Origin of the sequence: Kallipyga massiliensis ph2 (genome assembly GCF_000311985.1) — a bacterium.
GTDB classification, from domain to species: domain Bacteria; phylum Bacillota; class Clostridia; order Tissierellales; family Peptoniphilaceae; genus Kallipyga; species Kallipyga massiliensis.
Map to the genome: position 1 here is coordinate 535,696 of NZ_HE978585.1, position 15,102 is coordinate 550,797.

Here is a 15,102-nt window from a genome sequence, read left to right on the forward strand (position 1 = left end):
TTGGATAGGCTCAAAAAGGCTAGTTTTCTTGGCTGTGGTCCTCACAGAGGTGGTCTCGGGAGATCCGAATGATGTCGCGGACATGGTCATCCGACATCCGGTAGTAGATAAATTTCCCATCCCGGCGGGACCGGACCAGGTCCTTATCCCGTAGGATTTTCAATTGGTGGGAAATGGCGGAAACCGTCAGGCCCAGCCGCTCCGAAAGCTCGCTCACATTCTTTTCCTCTTCGCCCAGTTCATGGAGGATCCGGAGGCGGGTAGGATCGCCCAGGACAAAGAAGAAGCGGGCCAGGTTTTCGTTGATTTCCATCTCTCGTTTGTCCACACGTAGATTTGACATTTACAACCCCTATTCATTAGCTTAGTATGGTAGTACTTTCTACTATTATCTTACCATTGAATGGAAAGAATCTGCCTGTTTTTTAAAGGAGGGTCTCCTCGGCTGAAAAATCCAGGAGGGCCCGAAGAGGAAGGAGAGGAAAGATGAGAGCACTCGTCCAATGTGTCAGCCAGGCCTCCGTAGAGGTCGAGGGAAAAACCATCGGAGAAATCGGAAAGGGCTACCTGGTCTTTTTGGGGGTGGGTCCGGAGGACGGCCCCGAAGAGGTGGAGAAGCTTTGGAATAAGATCTACCGCCTCCGGGTCTTTATGGACGACCAGGGCAAGACCAACTGGAATTTGGAAAAAGTAGGAGGCTCCTGCCTGATCGTCTCCCAGTTCACCCTATATGGTGATTTCCGAAAAGGAAACCGCCCCTCCTTTACCAAGGCCGCTCCTCCCGCCCTGGGCGAAAAGCTCTATCTGGATTTCGTTGCCCGGGCCAAGCAGGACCTGGACCGGGTGGAATCCGGCGAATTCGGCGCTGACATGAAGGTCCACCTGGTCAACGACGGCCCCTTCACCATCTGGCTGGATACCGCCGAACTCTAGGCTTTGACTGAGGGATCCGGCCCCTCCTCATAGAGGTGGAAGCCCTGGTCTTTTGCGACCTTGGTCAGGCGGTTCCGCTTAAGGTTCATGGTCCCGATTTTCTTGACTACCTGGTCGCTGAAGCAGTCCACCCGGCGGTTGGCATCCCGGAGGTCATAGTAGGTCTGCATTTCCTCATCGTAGTCGGCCAAGGCCTTCAAATAGGGGGACCGGTCCTCATAGCCGTCGACAAAGGTCCGGAAGGCCATGTCCATCCTTGGCTTTTTCTGGGGGGCTTGGTCAGGGTAGCCGAAGAGCATACCCAATACGGGGAAGGTCCCCTGGGGGAGGTCCAGGACTTCGACCAGGCGGTCGGGGTCATTGAGGATGGATCCCAGGAAAACCCCGCCCAGGTCCATGGACTCCAGGGCCACCATGACGTTTTGGGCCATGAGGGCGGCATCCGTCAGGGCTTGGGCGAAGAAGTTGACGTCCCAGGCATAGGGGGAGGGAGCTCCCTTTTCTTCGGCAATTTTCGCATTCCGGTAGCCATCCGCCACAAAGACCCAGACTTCAGGAGCCCGGGCAATGTAGTCCTGGTGGCCGATGTAGGCCAGGGCCCGTTTTTTCTCCGGGTCCTTGACCCGGATCAGGGAGGCCCATTGGAGGCCGACGGAAGTGGCGGTGTGTCGGGCCACCTCCAGGAGGGCCTGGATCTTCTCTTCCTCCACCGCAAGGTCCTTAAACTCCCGGTAGCTCCGGTGGTTCAGCATCTGGTCAATCAGGGGGTTGATATACACGGCGATCTCATCCTTTCCGGCCCGGCCCCGGGCCCTCTTTTTTCTGGAACTTTCTCCCCTTCTTTCTACCCAATTTGGGAAGGATCCGGTCCCCTTTTATGTTAGAATGTTGAAAAGGAGTCATTTATGGAAATGAAGGAAGCCAAACAATCCAGTCTGCTCAACGCCCTGCTCGCGGCCGGCCTGACAGTTGCCTTGTTCTATTTTACAACCACCGTCATGCCTCTTCTCCATGTCCTTCTTCTCTTTCCCTTCGTGACGCTTTATGTGTCGGAAGGGCCCAAGTGGACAGGCCTCTCCATGGTCCTGACCCTGGTCGCCGGGGGGATCCTGGTGGGTTGGGAGGAGACCCTGGTTCAGGCCATCTATTTTATCCCGGCCAGCCTCTGCATGGGGGAGATGATCCGCCGGAAAAGCGAGCCCCGGGATGAGCTTCTTTTGACCTCCCTGGTCATTTTTGCCGCCGTTTTGGGTCAACTCTTTCTGGCTGACAAAATCGCCGGGACCTCCTGGTTTGAGTCGGTCCGACAGGGGATCCAGGCAGGGGTCGAAGGCCAACTGGCCAACCTGGGGAGCCAGGTGGAGGAAGCCGACCTGCCGGCCCTCCAGTACCAGGTCTCCGTCGCCATGGATATCCTGGTCCATTCTATCCCCGGCATCCTTTATGTTTCCAGCCTGATCACCGCCCTGGTGACCGGCCTCCTTTCCCATTTTATTTCCCTGTCCAGCCACTTGGACGTCCGCCCCTTTGCCCTGGCGGACTTTGAACTTTCCCGTTTTTGGACCCTGGTCCTGCTTGGGGCCCTGGCCCTGGGCTCTGTTTTTTCGGGAAACCCCTACTACGGAAATGCCGTCGTTGTCGCCCTCTCCCTCCTTCTCCTGAACGGGATGGGCTACATCGACTTTCGTTTTCAATGGCGGATGATCCATTGGATGGGTCGTCTGATCCTATACTTCTTTTTCATTTTCCTGGTCCTTCCCGGTTTTCTGGCCCTCTTTTTGGGCATAGGGGACGGTCTTTTGGGCCTTCGGATGAAATTCAGAGAGAGAGGCCAAAACCATGGACAAAACTCCAACGAATAAAAACCACCAGGCGATCCAGATGGCTCAGTCCAAGCTGATTTTAGCCCCTCTGGCGACCCTGGTCCTGTCCCTCCTCCTCTTCATCCTCCACCCCCTGGCCGGGATTTTCGGCCTGGTCCTGACGGTCTTTTCCTACCTGGCCGCCTCCCGGATGGAAGAAGAGAGCCGGCAGAGGGCCCGGGTGGCCGTCGAGAACATGGACAAGAATTTCGATGAAATCACCAAAAACGCTATCTTCCGGATGCCCTTCCCCATGGCCGTCCTTAATGAAGAAGGGTCCTTCCTTTGGTATAACTCCCTCTTCAAGGAAGTTTTTCAGATTCAGACCTCTCTATTAGGCCAATCCTACCGAAAGGCCATGGGGGAGATCTCCCTGGAAGGCCTGGGCCAAAGCAAGGAGGCCTTCCCCCTGACTGTAGGATCCTCCCACTACCGTTTTTACCACAATGTGACCTCGGAGGATAAGGAGGACTGCCTCTACCTCCTTTACGGCGTGGACGACACCTACGAGAAGACCATGGAGGCCAAGTACGAAGACAACAAGCTGGTCATTTTCTCCATTTTCTTTGATAACTATGATGAGGTCCGGTCCAAGACCTCCGAGCAGGACCGCCCCCTGCTGACAGCCCAGGTCGACCGGCTCATGAATGCCTATGCCGGCGAACTCGAAGCCGTCTGCATCAAATATGAGAACGACCGCTATATCCTCATCACCAGCCAGGCCATGCTGGACAAGGCCAGGAAGGAGAATTTCCACATCCTGGACGACATCAAGACCATCGAAGGCACGGGAATCACCCCCACCCTATCCCTGGGCATTGCCTATGGGGAGCTGACCCCCCAGGAGATTTGGACGGAATCCCGCCAGGCCATGGACATCGCCCTATCCCGGGGCGGGGACCAGGCCGTCCTCAAGTCGGGGGACCAGCTGGACTACTATGGGGGGAAGAACCAGGCCACCCAGCGCTTCACCAAGGTCAAGGCCCGGGTCATGTCCAATACTATCCGGTCCTTCATCCTCAATTCGGACCGGACCTTCATCATGGGCCACGAAAATCCCGACATGGACTCCCTGGGTGCCTGCCTGGGCATGGCGACCTTCGCCAATTCGGTGGGCGGCAAGCCCTATATCGTTATGGGCGAGGTGTCGCCGGCAGTGGAGAACCTCTATAAGAAGGTAATGGATGAGCTCCCGGAAGCGGATGAACTCATCATCAGCCCGGAGGAGGCCATGGACCGACGGACCGACTCCTCCATCATCATCGTCGTCGATAACCACCGCCACGATTCCACCGCTGCCCCGGCCCTATTGGACAAGGGCAACCGGATCATCATCATTGACCACCACCGGAGAGGGGCCGACTACATCCACGATGCCGAGATTTCCTACATCGAGCCCTATGCCTCATCAGCCTCCGAGATGGTCACCGAGCTCATCTCCTACTTGGACACCAACCCCAAGCTCCCCAGGGTCGTTGCCGAGGGACTCTTGGCGGGGATCACCGTGGACACCAAGGATTTCTACTACCAGACGGGGACCCGGACCTTCGAGGCCGCGGCCTATCTCAAGCGCCAGGGGGCCGACTCCATTGTCATTAAACAGCTCTTCCAGGATGATTTCACCCTGACCCAATACCGGTCGGAGATCCTGGCCAGCGCTATCCAATTTGAACACCAGACCATGATCGGACGCTTCGAAAGGAAGCTGGAGGGGACCACCCTGGTGGCCTCCCAGGCGGCCGATGAGCTCATGGGGATCCGGGGGGTGGAAGCCTCCTTTGTCCTCTGCTATGTGGGGGATAAGGTCCATATTTCCGCTCGGTCCTTCGGGGATGTTTCCGTCCAACTCATTATGGAAGCCTTGGGCGGGGGCGGACACCTGACCGCAGCCGCCACCCAAGTTGAAGCCACGATGGATGAGGCGGAAGAAAAGCTCAAAGAAGCCATCCATAACTATTTTAAGGAGGAAGACGATGAAAGCCATTTTGCTTAAAGACGTAGAGGGAACCGGGAAGGCAGGCGAGCTTGTCGACGTCAAGCCCGGTTATTTCAATAACTTTCTGGCCAAGCAGGGCCTGGCCCTCCAGGCCACCCCGGCTGTGATCAAAAAATGGAAGCAGGCGGAAGCCCAGAAGGCCAAGGAAGAGGAAGCCCGCCGCCAGGAGGCCCTGAAATTGGACGAAAAAATCGGCCAATCCAAGGTTACCATCAAGGCCAGGGCCGGCGAGGGGGGCAAGCTCTTCGGCGCCGTCACCACCCAGGACATTGCGGATGCCTTGAAGAAACAGGTGGGGATTGAGATGGACAAGAGAAAGATCGAGATTGCTGATCCCCTGAAAACTTTGGGCGGCCACAAGGTGGGCATCCGGATTTACCCGGAAATGGTCTCCCAGCTCCAGGTCTTTATCGAAGAGGCATAAGATGGCCGACCAAGAGAAGAAGCTTACACAGCCTGCGAACCTGGACGCCGAGCGTGCGGTTCTGGGCTGTATTTTTTACAACAACCCCGATATCAATATTGTCAGTCAAAAGCTCCTTCCTGAAGATTTCTACCACCCCCAGCATGTTGAGGTCTATGAGGCCATGCTGGCGCTTTCGGGTGCCCATGAGCCCATCGACTACACCACCCTTAAAGAAGAATTGACCAAGCGGAAGACCCTGAGCGAAGAGGAAATTCTCAACCTCCTCCTCTCCTTGGGCTCGCCCAACTACTATTCTTCCCGGATCAACAGCTACATAGATATCGTCAAGAAAAACGCCAACCTCCGGGCCCTGATTGCTTTCGGGGAGGACATCCGCCGCCGGTCCTTTGACGGGTCGGAGGGCCCCGATGCTATCCTGGAATCTGCGGAAAGTCGGCTTCTGGAGATCAATGAGGATCGGCTCTACACCGGCCTGACCCCCTTGAGCGAGACCATGGATGCCACCCTGGCCAAGGTCTTCGACCTCTCCCTCCACAAGGGGGACCTGACGGGGATCACGACCGGCTACCGGGATTTGGATGAGACCCTGTCCGGCTTCCAGGCCTCCGACCTCATCCTCCTGGCTGCCCGGCCTTCCATGGGGAAGACTTCATTAGGCCTGAACATGGCCTACCATGCGGCCCGCTTCCAGGATAAGGAAGGGATCCATCCCTATAAGGTAGCGGTTTTTTCCCTGGAAATGTCCAAACTCCAGCTCTCCCAGCGCCTCCTCTCCATGGCCACGGGAATCAACCTCAAGAAGATTATCTCCGGCGACCTGGAGGCCGACCGGGATTTCGACATCCTGACCCGGGGGGTGGACCAGCTCAAGGACCTGTCCATCTATATTGACGACACCTCCTCCCTTTCGGTCCAGGCCCTCCGGTCCAAGTGCCGGCGGCTCAAGATGGAAACCGGGCTGGACCTGGTGGTTATCGACTACCTCCAGCTCATGACCGTGGATGACGGCCGGCGGAATGAGAACCGACAACAGGAGATTACTACGATCTCCCGGGGGCTCAAGGCCCTGGCCAAGGAGATGGATTGTCCGGTCCTGGCCCTCTCCCAGCTCTCCCGTAAGACGGAGTCCCGGGAAGGTTCCCGGCCGGTCATGTCGGACATGAGAGAGTCGGGAGCCATCGAGCAGGATGCTGACGTGGTTCTCCTCCTCTACCGGGAAGACTACTACAATCCCGACACCGACCACCCCAACATCACCGAGCTGACCATCGCCAAGCACCGGAACGGACCGACGGGCAAGGTCAACCTCTACTTCAAGAAAGAGCAGACCATGTTCTATTCCGTGGACTATAAAGAGGGGCCGGACGCCTAGTGGGCCGGCCAAGCAGAAAGGCTTGCCATGAAACTTCAATTTGATTTGTCTTCGGTGGACTTCCGGGTCACGCCGGTTGAAAATCTTTTTCTACAAACCTATCTTTCTTTAGCCGACGGCAATGCCCTCAAGGTCTACCTCTATGGATGGAAGGCCGCCTACCAGGCGGAGCGGCCCACCCTCTACGATGGGGATATCGCCCAGGCCCTGTCCATGACGGATGAAGAAGTGGTCGACGCTCTTAATTACTGGATCGACCAGGGCCTGGTGGAAGAGGACCGTCAGGAGGGCCACCCCGTCTTCCGCTTCAAGTCCATCCTCCTCCTCTATGCGGGGATTGATGAGGCCAGGGAAGACGAGTCTGACCCTGCCCCCCTTCCTGCGGAGGACCCGGATCCGGCCACCTTCCTGAGTCCGGACGACCGGGCCCGGAAGACCATGATGGACGACTTGGAGGACTTCCTTTCGGAGGGCCATGCCTACCGGGTCCGGCTCAAGGCCAATGAAATCCAGGCCATCCACCAAGTCCTCAATACGTATAAGCTGAGTCCGGATTTTTACCTCTATGCCTATAAAAAAGCGGTCAACCATGCCGAAGCCTCCTCCCGGTCCTTCAATTATGTGACCGCCATCGTGGAGAACTGGGTCCGCTTTGAAGGGATCACCGACAAGGAGGCCCTGGACCAATTCCTAGACAAGGAAGCCCGGGACAAGGAGGGCAAGGAAGGGCGGCGACCCGGCCCGAAAAAAGAGGGGGCGGAGAACACCTCCCAAAGCAAGAAGATGTCCCGGAAGGACCGGGAGGAATGGGTCAAGGAGGCCATGGAGAAGTCCAGACGGCGTTCGCTAAGGGGGAATGAGTGATGGATGTACATGAGATTTTAGCCGCCCGGCGGAAGAGGGCGGAGGGGGACCGGGAGGAGCGAGTCCGGGCCCTCTACCGGGACCACCCGGACCTGGCTGACCTCCAGGAGGAGAAAATCCGTCTGGGCAAGGATATGGTCCAGGCTGTTCTTGCCGGAGATAAGAAGAGAGCAGGGGAGGACCGGGAGAAGATGGAGGAGGTGGGCCAGGCCTTTGACCGGACCCTCCAAGCCCTCCGCCTCCCGACTGACTATTTGGAGGTCCACTACGCCTGTCCCGACTGTCAGGATACCGGTTTTGTGGACGGGGTGTCCTGCCACTGCCGGAACCTCCTCATCCTCAACAAACTCTATGAGAAGTCCTCCATCGGCGACCTCCTCCGACGCCAGAACTTCGACCACTTCGACCTGGACCTTTTCCGGAAGGACCGCCAGGAGGGGGAGGACCTTTCTCCCTATGAGAATATGAAGGCCATCCTCAAGGACATCCGGGAGGACTACATCCCCTATTTTGGGGATAAATCGCCTTCCCTTTATTTCTTCGGCCGGGTGGGGACGGGCAAGACCTACCTGGTCAACGCCATCGCCAAGGCCCTCCTGGACCGGGGAAAGACCGTCTTCTACCAAACCTCCTATGACCTCCTGGAATTTATGGTGGACTATTCTTTCACCCGCCAGGAGGACCGGGGGAGCTTGAAGGAAAAACGGGACTATATCTTTGATGCAGACCTTTTGGTCATCGACGACCTGGGGACGGAGAACATTAACTCCATGACCAAGTCGGCTCTCTTTGAGGTGATCAACGGCCGGATGATTCGTCAGAAGCCGACCATCATCTCCTCCAACCTCCAGCCCTATGAGCTGGGCAAGCGCTACGATGACCGAATCTTCTCCCGGATCGGGAACGAATACATCCTTTATGAGGTGTATGGATCCGATTTGCGGGGGAACCCGGGCCGGAAGGCCTAGAAGGGAGGAAGCATGCGGGCGGTAAGCGGAGAGGAAATGCGGCGGATTGACCACTATGCCATCGAGCAGCTGGAAATCCCCTCCATTGTCCTCATGGAAAATGCAGCACGAGCGGCCATGGACCAGGTGGACCTGGACCGCCGGCATTCTTTCGCCATCTTTTGCGGGATGGGGAACAACGGGGGCGACGGCTTGGCCATGGGCCGGAACCTCATGAGCCGGGGCAAGCGGGTCCGCTTCTACCTGGTGGGGTCCCTGGAAAAGGCCAGCCCTGACTTCATGACCAACTACCGGATCCTCCAGCACATGGGGGCCGACCTTCGCTTCCTGGAAACCCTGGGCCAGGTCCAAGACCTCCCCCGGGAGCTCCAGGATTTCAACACCCTGATCGACGCCCTCTTCGGCACCGGCCTCAACCGTCCCCTCCGGGATATGGCCCCGGTCATCATCGAAATCATGAACGAGTCCCGGATCTTCACCATTTCCCTGGATATGCCCTCCGGCCTGGATGCCACCACCGGCCAGTCCTATGGGGCCTACGTCCAGGCCTCCGCCGTCCTCACCTTCGAATGCATGAAGGAGGGGATGGAGAAACTTGCTTCACGAGGGGTCCCCGTCCGGGTCCTCCCCATCGGCATCCCCCGCCAGGCCAAGGCCTTTGTCCTGGGGGAGGATTTTGACCGCGAATAGCTGGCTTGGGGGCTCATGTCGGCCTCTTGCGTTGACAAGGGCCGTCGACCATGGTAGTCTTAGTTGAACTGAATGAGCGTAGGGGAGCTTTTGCTGAGAACGGTAGGACCGGACCCGCAACCTGACCTGGGTAATGCCAGCGTAGGCCGACGTCAAATGGATTAATTCCAGTCTTCTCCCTATGGAGGAGACTTTTTTTATGGAGGAAAGGGATGAAGAAGACCGGGAAGTATTTCAAATCAATCATGGGGATCCTCTTGGTCCTCCTCCTCTGGCAGTTGGTGTCCAGCCTCCATCCCATGGGGAAATTCATGCTGCCGGGGCCCATCGATGTCTTTCGCTCCTTTGTGGACCATTGGCCCCTGATGCGCCACCATGCGGCGACCACCCTTTTGGAGGCTGCCATCGGCCTGGCCATCGGGGTCAGCCTGGGCTTTGTCTTTGCCCTCCTCATGGAGCGTTTCCCCCTTCTCTATGACATGTTCTATCCGGTCCTGATCATCAGCCAGACCATCCCCACCGTGGCCATTGCCCCCCTTCTCGTCATTTGGTTCGGCTTCGACCTCCTGCCTAAGGTCATCATCGTCGTGATCTCCACCCTCTTTCCCATCACCATCGGCCTATTGGATGGATTTCACGCCATCGACCCGGACTACATCCAGCTCCTCGATTCCATGGGGGCCAGTCACGGCCAGATGTTCCGCTACGTCAAGCTCCCCTTTGCCCAGAGTCACTTCTTCTCGGGCCTCCGGATCGCCGTGACCTACTCCATCGTCGGGGCGGTCATCGCCGAGTGGTTGGGCGGCAATGACGGATTGGGGGTCTATATGACCCGGGCAAGGAAGTCCTATTCTTATGATGAAATGTTCGCCATCATCATTTTTATCACCGCCCTCAGCCTTCTCCTGATGGCCGGGGTCAACCTATTGGAAGGGCTTGTTATGCCCTGGAAAAGAAAAGAAAGGAAGTCATCATGACAAAGAAAAAATTGGGCTACCTCCTCATGGCCCTCATGTTGGTCGTCTTTACGGCCTGCGGGTCCAAGGAGGGGAAGGAAGCCCCCGCCTCCTCCGGTGAAAGCGAAAGCCAATCCAGCCAATCCGAGGAAACGAGCGGAGAAGAAAAGGAAATGACCAAGCTGACCTTCGTTCTGGACTACACCCCCAACACCAACCATACCGGGATCTATGTGGCCCAGAAGCTGGGTTATTTCAAGGATGAGGGTCTGGAAGTTGACATCATCCAACCGCCCGAGGACGGCGCTCCCGCCCTGGTGGCCGCCGGAAATGCCCAGTTCGGCGTGGACTACCAGGACACCATCGGTCCGGCCTTTGCCCGGGAGAACCCCCTGCCCGTGACCAACATTGCCGCACTAATCCAGCACAATACTTCCGGTCTGATTTCCTTAAAGGAAAATCCGGTCAACCGACCCAAGGACCTGGAAGGCAAGACCTATGCCAGCTGGGGCCTGCCCATTGAACAGGCCATGGTTAAGGACGTCATCAAGAAGGATGGGGGCGACCCGGACAAGCTGAACATCATCACGGGGAGTGCCGCCTCTATTTTCTCCATGGCCGAGTCCGACTATCAGGCCATCTGGGTCTTCTATGCCTGGGACGGAATTGCTGCCAAGGTGAAAAACATTGACTCCGTCTACTTCCCCTTCCGGGACTTCAACGAAACCTTCGACTACTATACGCCGACCCTGATCGCCAACAACGACTATCTCAAGGAAAATCCGGAGATTGCCAAGGCCTTCCTTCGGGCGGTGGAAAAGGGCTACAAGTACGCCATCGAAAATCCGGAGAAGGCCGCGGAGATCCTTGTCGAAGCCGCACCGGAGCTGGATAAGGACGTGGTTGTCGAAAGTCAGAAATACCTGGCCGACAAGTACATCGACGACGCCCCCTATTGGGGTCAAATCGATAAGGACCGTTGGAACCGCTTCTATACTTGGCTCTATCAGGAGAAGCTGGTCGAAAAAGAAATTCCGGCCGACTTCGGCTTCACCAACGAATACCTCCCCGGATTCCAGAAATGAGCCTCCTGGAGATCAGGGACCTGGGGAAGAGCTTTGAGGGGAGGCCCATCATCCGGGACATCTCCCTGGACCTGGAGGAGGGGGAGACCCTGGCCCTCTTGGGGGACAGCGGGGTGGGCAAGTCCACCCTCTTCAACGTGATCGCCGGCTTCCTCCAGCCCGACCGGGGGGACATCCTCCTGGATGGCCGGTCCATCCTGGGGCAGACGGGCCACTTCAGCTATATGCTCCAAAAGGACCTCCTCCTTCCCCACATGAAAATCGTGGACAATGTCAGCCTCCCTCTCCGGATCCGTGGGCTAGCCAAGAAGGAGGCCCGGGAGAAGGCCAACCCCTACTTCCGGGAATTCGGCCTGGAGGGGACCCAGACCTTTTACCCCGCCCAGCTTTCGGGGGGCATGCGCCAGCGGGCCGCCTTCCTTCGGACCTACCTGGCCGAGGGCCGGATTATGCTCCTGGATGAGCCCTTCAGCGCCCTCGATGGGGTCACGAAAAAGGACCTGATCACCTGGTACCGGGAGGCCAAGGACCACTTCCACCTGACCACCCTCTTTATCACCCACGATATTGAAGAGGCCCTCCTCCTGGCGGATGAGATCCTCCTCCTCCAGGGGAAGCCCGGCACCATCAGCCGGCGCTTCCGACCCAACCTGGTCAAGAGGGAGGGGATGGAACTGGAAGAGGACTTCTTCCGGCAAAAGACCGAGATCATCACCTGCTTCCAGGAGGGGTATTCGGTGAAGTGATGGAGGGTTGATTACTAAAAATTATCGGCGTAATCGGTAAAATACCGGTTGCGCCGATTTTTCCGCTTGAGGGGTAAGTTGGTGTTTGAGGGGTAAGTTGTGGAAGTCGGGGTGTCCCGGCTGTTTTTTATAGGAGAAAGTGTCGATGAAGCAAATCACAAATAAAGAATACGAAGAGTGGCAGAAGTACAAAGCTGAAAAAGCAAAGGGTCATGTGCTTCTGCCGGATACCGTCCGATTCATCTGCGAGGCCAACGGCTATGATGCAGAGAAGATCGGCCAGCACTTCCTTGAAATCCTGCCGAAGATCTGCCCGCCTGAAGAGAGATAGTATACTGCTGATCTCTTGCAAAGATGTTTATGCTGGTGGAAATGTTCATTTTTCTCCGGTATAATCCAATTCAAATCCAACGAAAGGGGTGATCACATATGAAAAACAATCGTGTATGGAGGGCCCACGAAACTTGACCCTCCAATAAAAAACTGGAGGATTCATAATTTGAAAGAAAAAGCCCGTGTTATAGGACACACCAGCCTGTTTAATGAACAGGCACTCTCATTGGAAAAGTTGTTAAATGAACTGCAATATCCGCCCCACATTGGGAAGGTTGTAAAAGAAAAGTTGGAAAAGCCGGATATTGCTGAAATCGCAAGCATCGCCTATTCGGGCGAAGGGTTCGATTATCCACTATGCAAGAGGATGCCTCTTACAAGACTTGCAGTCGTGACTTGGCTGTTACAGAAGACGTATGGAGAGTATAAGGCAATAGGGGTTGCTGATGATATTATCTTCGAGACCTTTAGAGATGTTACGCTTCGTGCTACCCTGTATTATCAGAAAACAGAGAAGGTCGGAATAAGTAAGGAAGATGTCATTTGGTTTCGCCACTTAATGAATGTCAACATGTTCAAAGTTGGAGTTTTGCAATTTCAGCCTTTTGAAATGATTTATCTTGATGAAGAGACTATTGGCGAGCACTATATGACTTTCTCAAAAGAGAAAAAACTATTGCTACCAAATGGAGCACCGGTAATCAATTGTCATATTCAGCGCAATGCTGATCTTTCGTCGGATCGGGTAACAGCGTCGTTGCAGGATGCGAAGGATTTCTTTATGCGGGTATTCCCGAAAAAGCAGTTTCAAGCATTCCTGTGTTATAGTTGGTTGCTCTATCCGCAAATGGCCAAGAGACTCTCTCCGGAGTCAAGGATCAGGAAATTCTATCAACTGTTTATGATTATTGGTGAATGCAACGATTCCGAGCAAGCGATAGAAAATCTATTTGCCGACGGAAAACGCAAGAGGCTGCCACAGATGAGTTCACTTCAAAAAATGGCCATGGATCATCTGGATTGGTTCGGCTTTGCTTGCGGGATTATCAAATGGAATAACAACTAAACAGAAAAACGCCTCCGAGCCGATTTGGTTCAGCGGCGTTGCTGCGTCTATGAGGTTATGCCTTGATCTCGGTGCCGTCCTTGAAGGTCACCCGGATATCCTTTTTGCTGTGAGGGTATCGAGGCTCTTGGCAAGGACCTGCTCGTATATGGCTATAAACTGTTCCTTCTGGTCAATTACCTGATTGGCGGCCCGGAGGAACAGTTCTTTTATTTCATCCTCGGTGAGTGTCGGGGTGGTGCATTTTTGACCATCGAACTTGTGATTGCACTGACAGATGACCTTCCGGTAGGCGTCGTTGCTGTGCCAAACCTTTGGCCCATTGATTTGTTGCATTAGAAGTTACAATTTACAACATTATTTGTGTCAGGATGATTATCGAAGGACAGAAATAGTGATTATTACGGAGTAAAAGAAGCGAAAATGACGGAATAATATTGGAGATTATAACGGAATGAAATTGAAGATTTTCACGGTTTAAGCTATCATTATTTAGAGAGGTGACAAAATGCTTAAACCAAATGGATACAAAAATAGATTAATTGAAATGAAATTAGATGAATACCTAGAATCTTTTGGTGCTGTTTGTATTGAAGGACCAAAATTTTGTGGCAAAACATGGACTGGATTAAGTCGGTCAAATAGTGTTGTATATATGGGAAATCCAGAAAATAATTTCCAAAATAGAACCTTAGCTCAAATAAATCCCGGTTTTGTTTTAGAAGGAGATACTCCGCACCTAATTGATGAATGGCAGGAAGTGCCGCCTATCTGGGATGCTGTTCGATTCGAAGTGGATAAGAGCAGGGGGAAAGGTAAATTCATTTTAACCGGTTCCGCAACACCCAATCATAAAGGTATTATGCATAGTGGAACAGGTCGGATAGGAAAACTTAGAATGACCACGATGTCTTTATTTGAAATTGGAGACTCAATTGGTGTCGTATCACTAGAAAAATTATTTTCAGGCGAATTTGAAGATACTATAACAGGAGAGGTCAAATTAGTCGATTTAATATCTTTTGTTGTTCGGGGAGGCTGGCCTGATGATATTAATATCTCTAAAAATATTTGGGGGAATACTGCAAAAGAATATTTAAAAATTGTTGTTGATGAAGATATGTTTTCAGTAGATGGAGTAAAAAGAGATTCAAGAAAGGTTTGGGCTCTCCTCCATTCTTTAGCGAGGAATGAAAGTACGGTTGTAAGTAATGCTACTTTAAGAAGAGATATCGCTCAAATGGATGGGGAATCAATAGATTCAGATACAATTAGTGATTATTTAAATATTTTTAATCGATTATTTATTTTAGATGATCAACCTGCTTTTAACACTAAACTAAGATCATCCAGAAGAGTTTTAAAATCTTCTAAGCGCCATTTTGTCGATCCTTCATTAGCTGTAGCCGCTCTTGGAGCAACAAATGAGATGTTGTTTAATGACTTACATACATTTGGTTTTTTATTTGAAGCCTTATGCGAGCATGATTTAAAGATATACGCCAATAGTATTAATGCGAATCTTTTCCATTATAGGGATGAAAAAGGAAACGAGGTAGATGCGATCATTGAATTGTCAGATGGCACATGGGGAGCTTTTGAAATTAAGCTAGGAGCGAATCAAATAGAAAAAGCAGCAGAAGACTTACTTAAATTTAAGGCAATTATGGAAAAAGAAGGTGATAGACCTCCTTCAATTCTTTGTGTAATATGTGGTTTATCAAATGCAGCATACAGAAGACCTGATGGAGTATATGTCGTTCCAATTACCGCATTAAGAGAATAGAAGATGATTGACGAAAAG

General features: G+C 53.8%; 16 protein-coding genes. 14 read left to right on the forward strand and 2 right to left on the reverse strand.

Annotated features, from left to right (window positions below; all coding sequences use genetic code 11):
• Window positions 1-19 precede the first annotated feature (19 nt).
• Window positions 20-343, reverse strand: coding sequence for an ArsR/SmtB family transcription factor (locus HGKM_RS02350; RefSeq protein ID WP_019133730.1), 324 nt, complete (start codon window positions 341-343; stop codon window positions 20-22).
• Between the two features lie 143 nt (window positions 344-486).
• Between HGKM_RS02350 and dtd the strand changes: the two genes are divergently transcribed.
• Window positions 487-933, forward strand: a complete 447-nt coding sequence (gene dtd, locus HGKM_RS02355) for a D-aminoacyl-tRNA deacylase (RefSeq protein WP_019133731.1) — start codon at window positions 487-489, stop codon at window positions 931-933.
• Here the strand turns inward: dtd and HGKM_RS02360 are convergent.
• Window positions 930-1,712 (reverse strand): NADPH-dependent oxidoreductase, encoded by a 783-nt coding sequence (locus tag HGKM_RS02360; protein WP_019133732.1) that lies wholly within the window; start codon window positions 1,710-1,712, stop codon window positions 930-932. The genes dtd and HGKM_RS02360 overlap by 4 nt on opposite strands.
• A 126-nt stretch (window positions 1,713-1,838) precedes the next feature.
• On the opposite strand from HGKM_RS02360, the gene HGKM_RS02365 reads away from it, so the two are divergent.
• The 13 genes from HGKM_RS02365 to HGKM_RS02430 all read left to right on the forward strand — a co-directional run bounded on the left by HGKM_RS02365 (window position 1,839) and on the right by HGKM_RS02430 (window position 15,084).
• A complete protein-coding gene (locus HGKM_RS02365; protein ID WP_019133733.1) occupies window positions 1,839-2,795 on the forward strand; it encodes a DUF2232 domain-containing protein in 957 nt (318 codons plus the stop codon).
• Window positions 2,773-4,788 (forward strand): DHH family phosphoesterase, encoded by a 2,016-nt coding sequence (locus HGKM_RS02370; protein WP_019133734.1) that lies wholly within the window; start codon window positions 2,773-2,775, stop codon window positions 4,786-4,788. The genes HGKM_RS02365 and HGKM_RS02370 overlap by 23 nt, the downstream gene beginning before the upstream one ends.
• Complete coding sequence (gene rplI, locus HGKM_RS02375; protein ID WP_019133735.1) at window positions 4,769-5,215, forward strand: 50S ribosomal protein L9; 447 nt, start codon at window positions 4,769-4,771, stop codon at window positions 5,213-5,215. The genes HGKM_RS02370 and rplI overlap by 20 nt, the downstream gene beginning before the upstream one ends.
• A 1-nt stretch (window position 5,216) precedes the next feature.
• A complete protein-coding gene (gene dnaB, locus HGKM_RS02380) occupies window positions 5,217-6,590 on the forward strand; it encodes a replicative DNA helicase (protein ID WP_019133736.1) in 1,374 nt (457 codons plus the stop codon).
• 27 nt (window positions 6,591-6,617) lie between these two features.
• Window positions 6,618-7,454, forward strand: coding sequence for a DnaD domain protein (locus HGKM_RS08185; RefSeq protein WP_019133737.1), 837 nt, complete (start codon window positions 6,618-6,620; stop codon window positions 7,452-7,454).
• Complete coding sequence (locus HGKM_RS02390) at window positions 7,454-8,422, forward strand: ATP-binding protein (protein ID WP_019133738.1); 969 nt, start codon at window positions 7,454-7,456, stop codon at window positions 8,420-8,422. Before HGKM_RS08185 ends, HGKM_RS02390 begins: the two co-directional genes overlap by 1 nt.
• Before the next feature lie 12 nt (window positions 8,423-8,434).
• Window positions 8,435-9,112 (forward strand): NAD(P)H-hydrate epimerase, encoded by a 678-nt coding sequence (locus HGKM_RS02395; RefSeq protein ID WP_019133739.1) that lies wholly within the window; start codon window positions 8,435-8,437, stop codon window positions 9,110-9,112.
• A 212-nt stretch (window positions 9,113-9,324) separates the two neighbouring features.
• Window positions 9,325-10,089: an ABC transporter permease gene (locus tag HGKM_RS02400; RefSeq protein WP_019133740.1), complete on the forward strand. Its 765-nt coding sequence runs from the start codon at window positions 9,325-9,327 to the stop codon at window positions 10,087-10,089.
• On the forward strand, window positions 10,086-11,153 hold the full coding sequence (locus tag HGKM_RS02405) for an ABC transporter substrate-binding protein (protein WP_019133741.1): 1,068 nt from the start codon (window positions 10,086-10,088) through the stop codon (window positions 11,151-11,153). Before HGKM_RS02400 ends, HGKM_RS02405 begins: the two co-directional genes overlap by 4 nt.
• The gene (locus HGKM_RS02410; RefSeq protein WP_019133742.1) at window positions 11,150-11,899 is read left to right on the forward strand and encodes an ATP-binding cassette domain-containing protein; all 750 of its coding nucleotides are present in this window, start codon (window positions 11,150-11,152) and stop codon (window positions 11,897-11,899) included. Before HGKM_RS02405 ends, HGKM_RS02410 begins: the two co-directional genes overlap by 4 nt.
• Before the next feature lie 145 nt (window positions 11,900-12,044).
• On the forward strand, window positions 12,045-12,230 hold the full coding sequence (locus tag HGKM_RS02415) for a hypothetical protein (protein WP_019133743.1): 186 nt from the start codon (window positions 12,045-12,047) through the stop codon (window positions 12,228-12,230).
• A 168-nt stretch (window positions 12,231-12,398) separates the two neighbouring features.
• Window positions 12,399-13,298 carry an acyltransferase domain-containing protein gene (locus HGKM_RS02420; RefSeq protein WP_019133744.1) on the forward strand — a complete coding sequence of 300 codons (900 nt, stop codon included), beginning with the start codon at window positions 12,399-12,401 and terminating at the stop codon, window positions 13,296-13,298.
• 508 nt (window positions 13,299-13,806) lie between these two features.
• Window positions 13,807-15,084, forward strand: coding sequence for an ATP-binding protein (locus HGKM_RS02430; RefSeq protein ID WP_019133746.1), 1,278 nt, complete (start codon window positions 13,807-13,809; stop codon window positions 15,082-15,084).
• The last annotated feature ends 18 nt before the right edge of the window (window positions 15,085-15,102 follow it).

Coding starts and splice junctions, on each gene's coding strand:
- HGKM_RS02350 (WP_019133730.1), bottom strand. CDS start 343: ATGTCAAATCTACGTGTGGACAAACGAGAGATGGAAATCAACGAAAAC.
- dtd (WP_019133731.1), top strand. CDS start 487: ATGAGAGCACTCGTCCAATGTGTCAGCCAGGCCTCCGTAGAGGTCGAG.
- HGKM_RS02365 (WP_019133733.1), top strand. CDS start 1,839: ATGGAAATGAAGGAAGCCAAACAATCCAGTCTGCTCAACGCCCTGCTC.
- HGKM_RS02370 (WP_019133734.1), top strand. CDS start 2,773: ATGGACAAAACTCCAACGAATAAAAACCACCAGGCGATCCAGATGGCT.
- rplI (WP_019133735.1), top strand. CDS start 4,769: ATGAAAGCCATTTTGCTTAAAGACGTAGAGGGAACCGGGAAGGCAGGC.
- dnaB (WP_019133736.1), top strand. CDS start 5,217: ATGGCCGACCAAGAGAAGAAGCTTACACAGCCTGCGAACCTGGACGCC.
- HGKM_RS08185 (WP_019133737.1), top strand. CDS start 6,618: ATGAAACTTCAATTTGATTTGTCTTCGGTGGACTTCCGGGTCACGCCG.
- HGKM_RS02390 (WP_019133738.1), top strand. CDS start 7,454: ATGGATGTACATGAGATTTTAGCCGCCCGGCGGAAGAGGGCGGAGGGG.
- HGKM_RS02395 (WP_019133739.1), top strand. CDS start 8,435: ATGCGGGCGGTAAGCGGAGAGGAAATGCGGCGGATTGACCACTATGCC.
- HGKM_RS02400 (WP_019133740.1), top strand. CDS start 9,325: ATGAAGAAGACCGGGAAGTATTTCAAATCAATCATGGGGATCCTCTTG.
- HGKM_RS02405 (WP_019133741.1), top strand. CDS start 10,086: ATGACAAAGAAAAAATTGGGCTACCTCCTCATGGCCCTCATGTTGGTC.
- HGKM_RS02410 (WP_019133742.1), top strand. CDS start 11,150: ATGAGCCTCCTGGAGATCAGGGACCTGGGGAAGAGCTTTGAGGGGAGG.
- HGKM_RS02415 (WP_019133743.1), top strand. CDS start 12,045: ATGAAGCAAATCACAAATAAAGAATACGAAGAGTGGCAGAAGTACAAA.
- HGKM_RS02430 (WP_019133746.1), top strand. CDS start 13,807: ATGCTTAAACCAAATGGATACAAAAATAGATTAATTGAAATGAAATTA.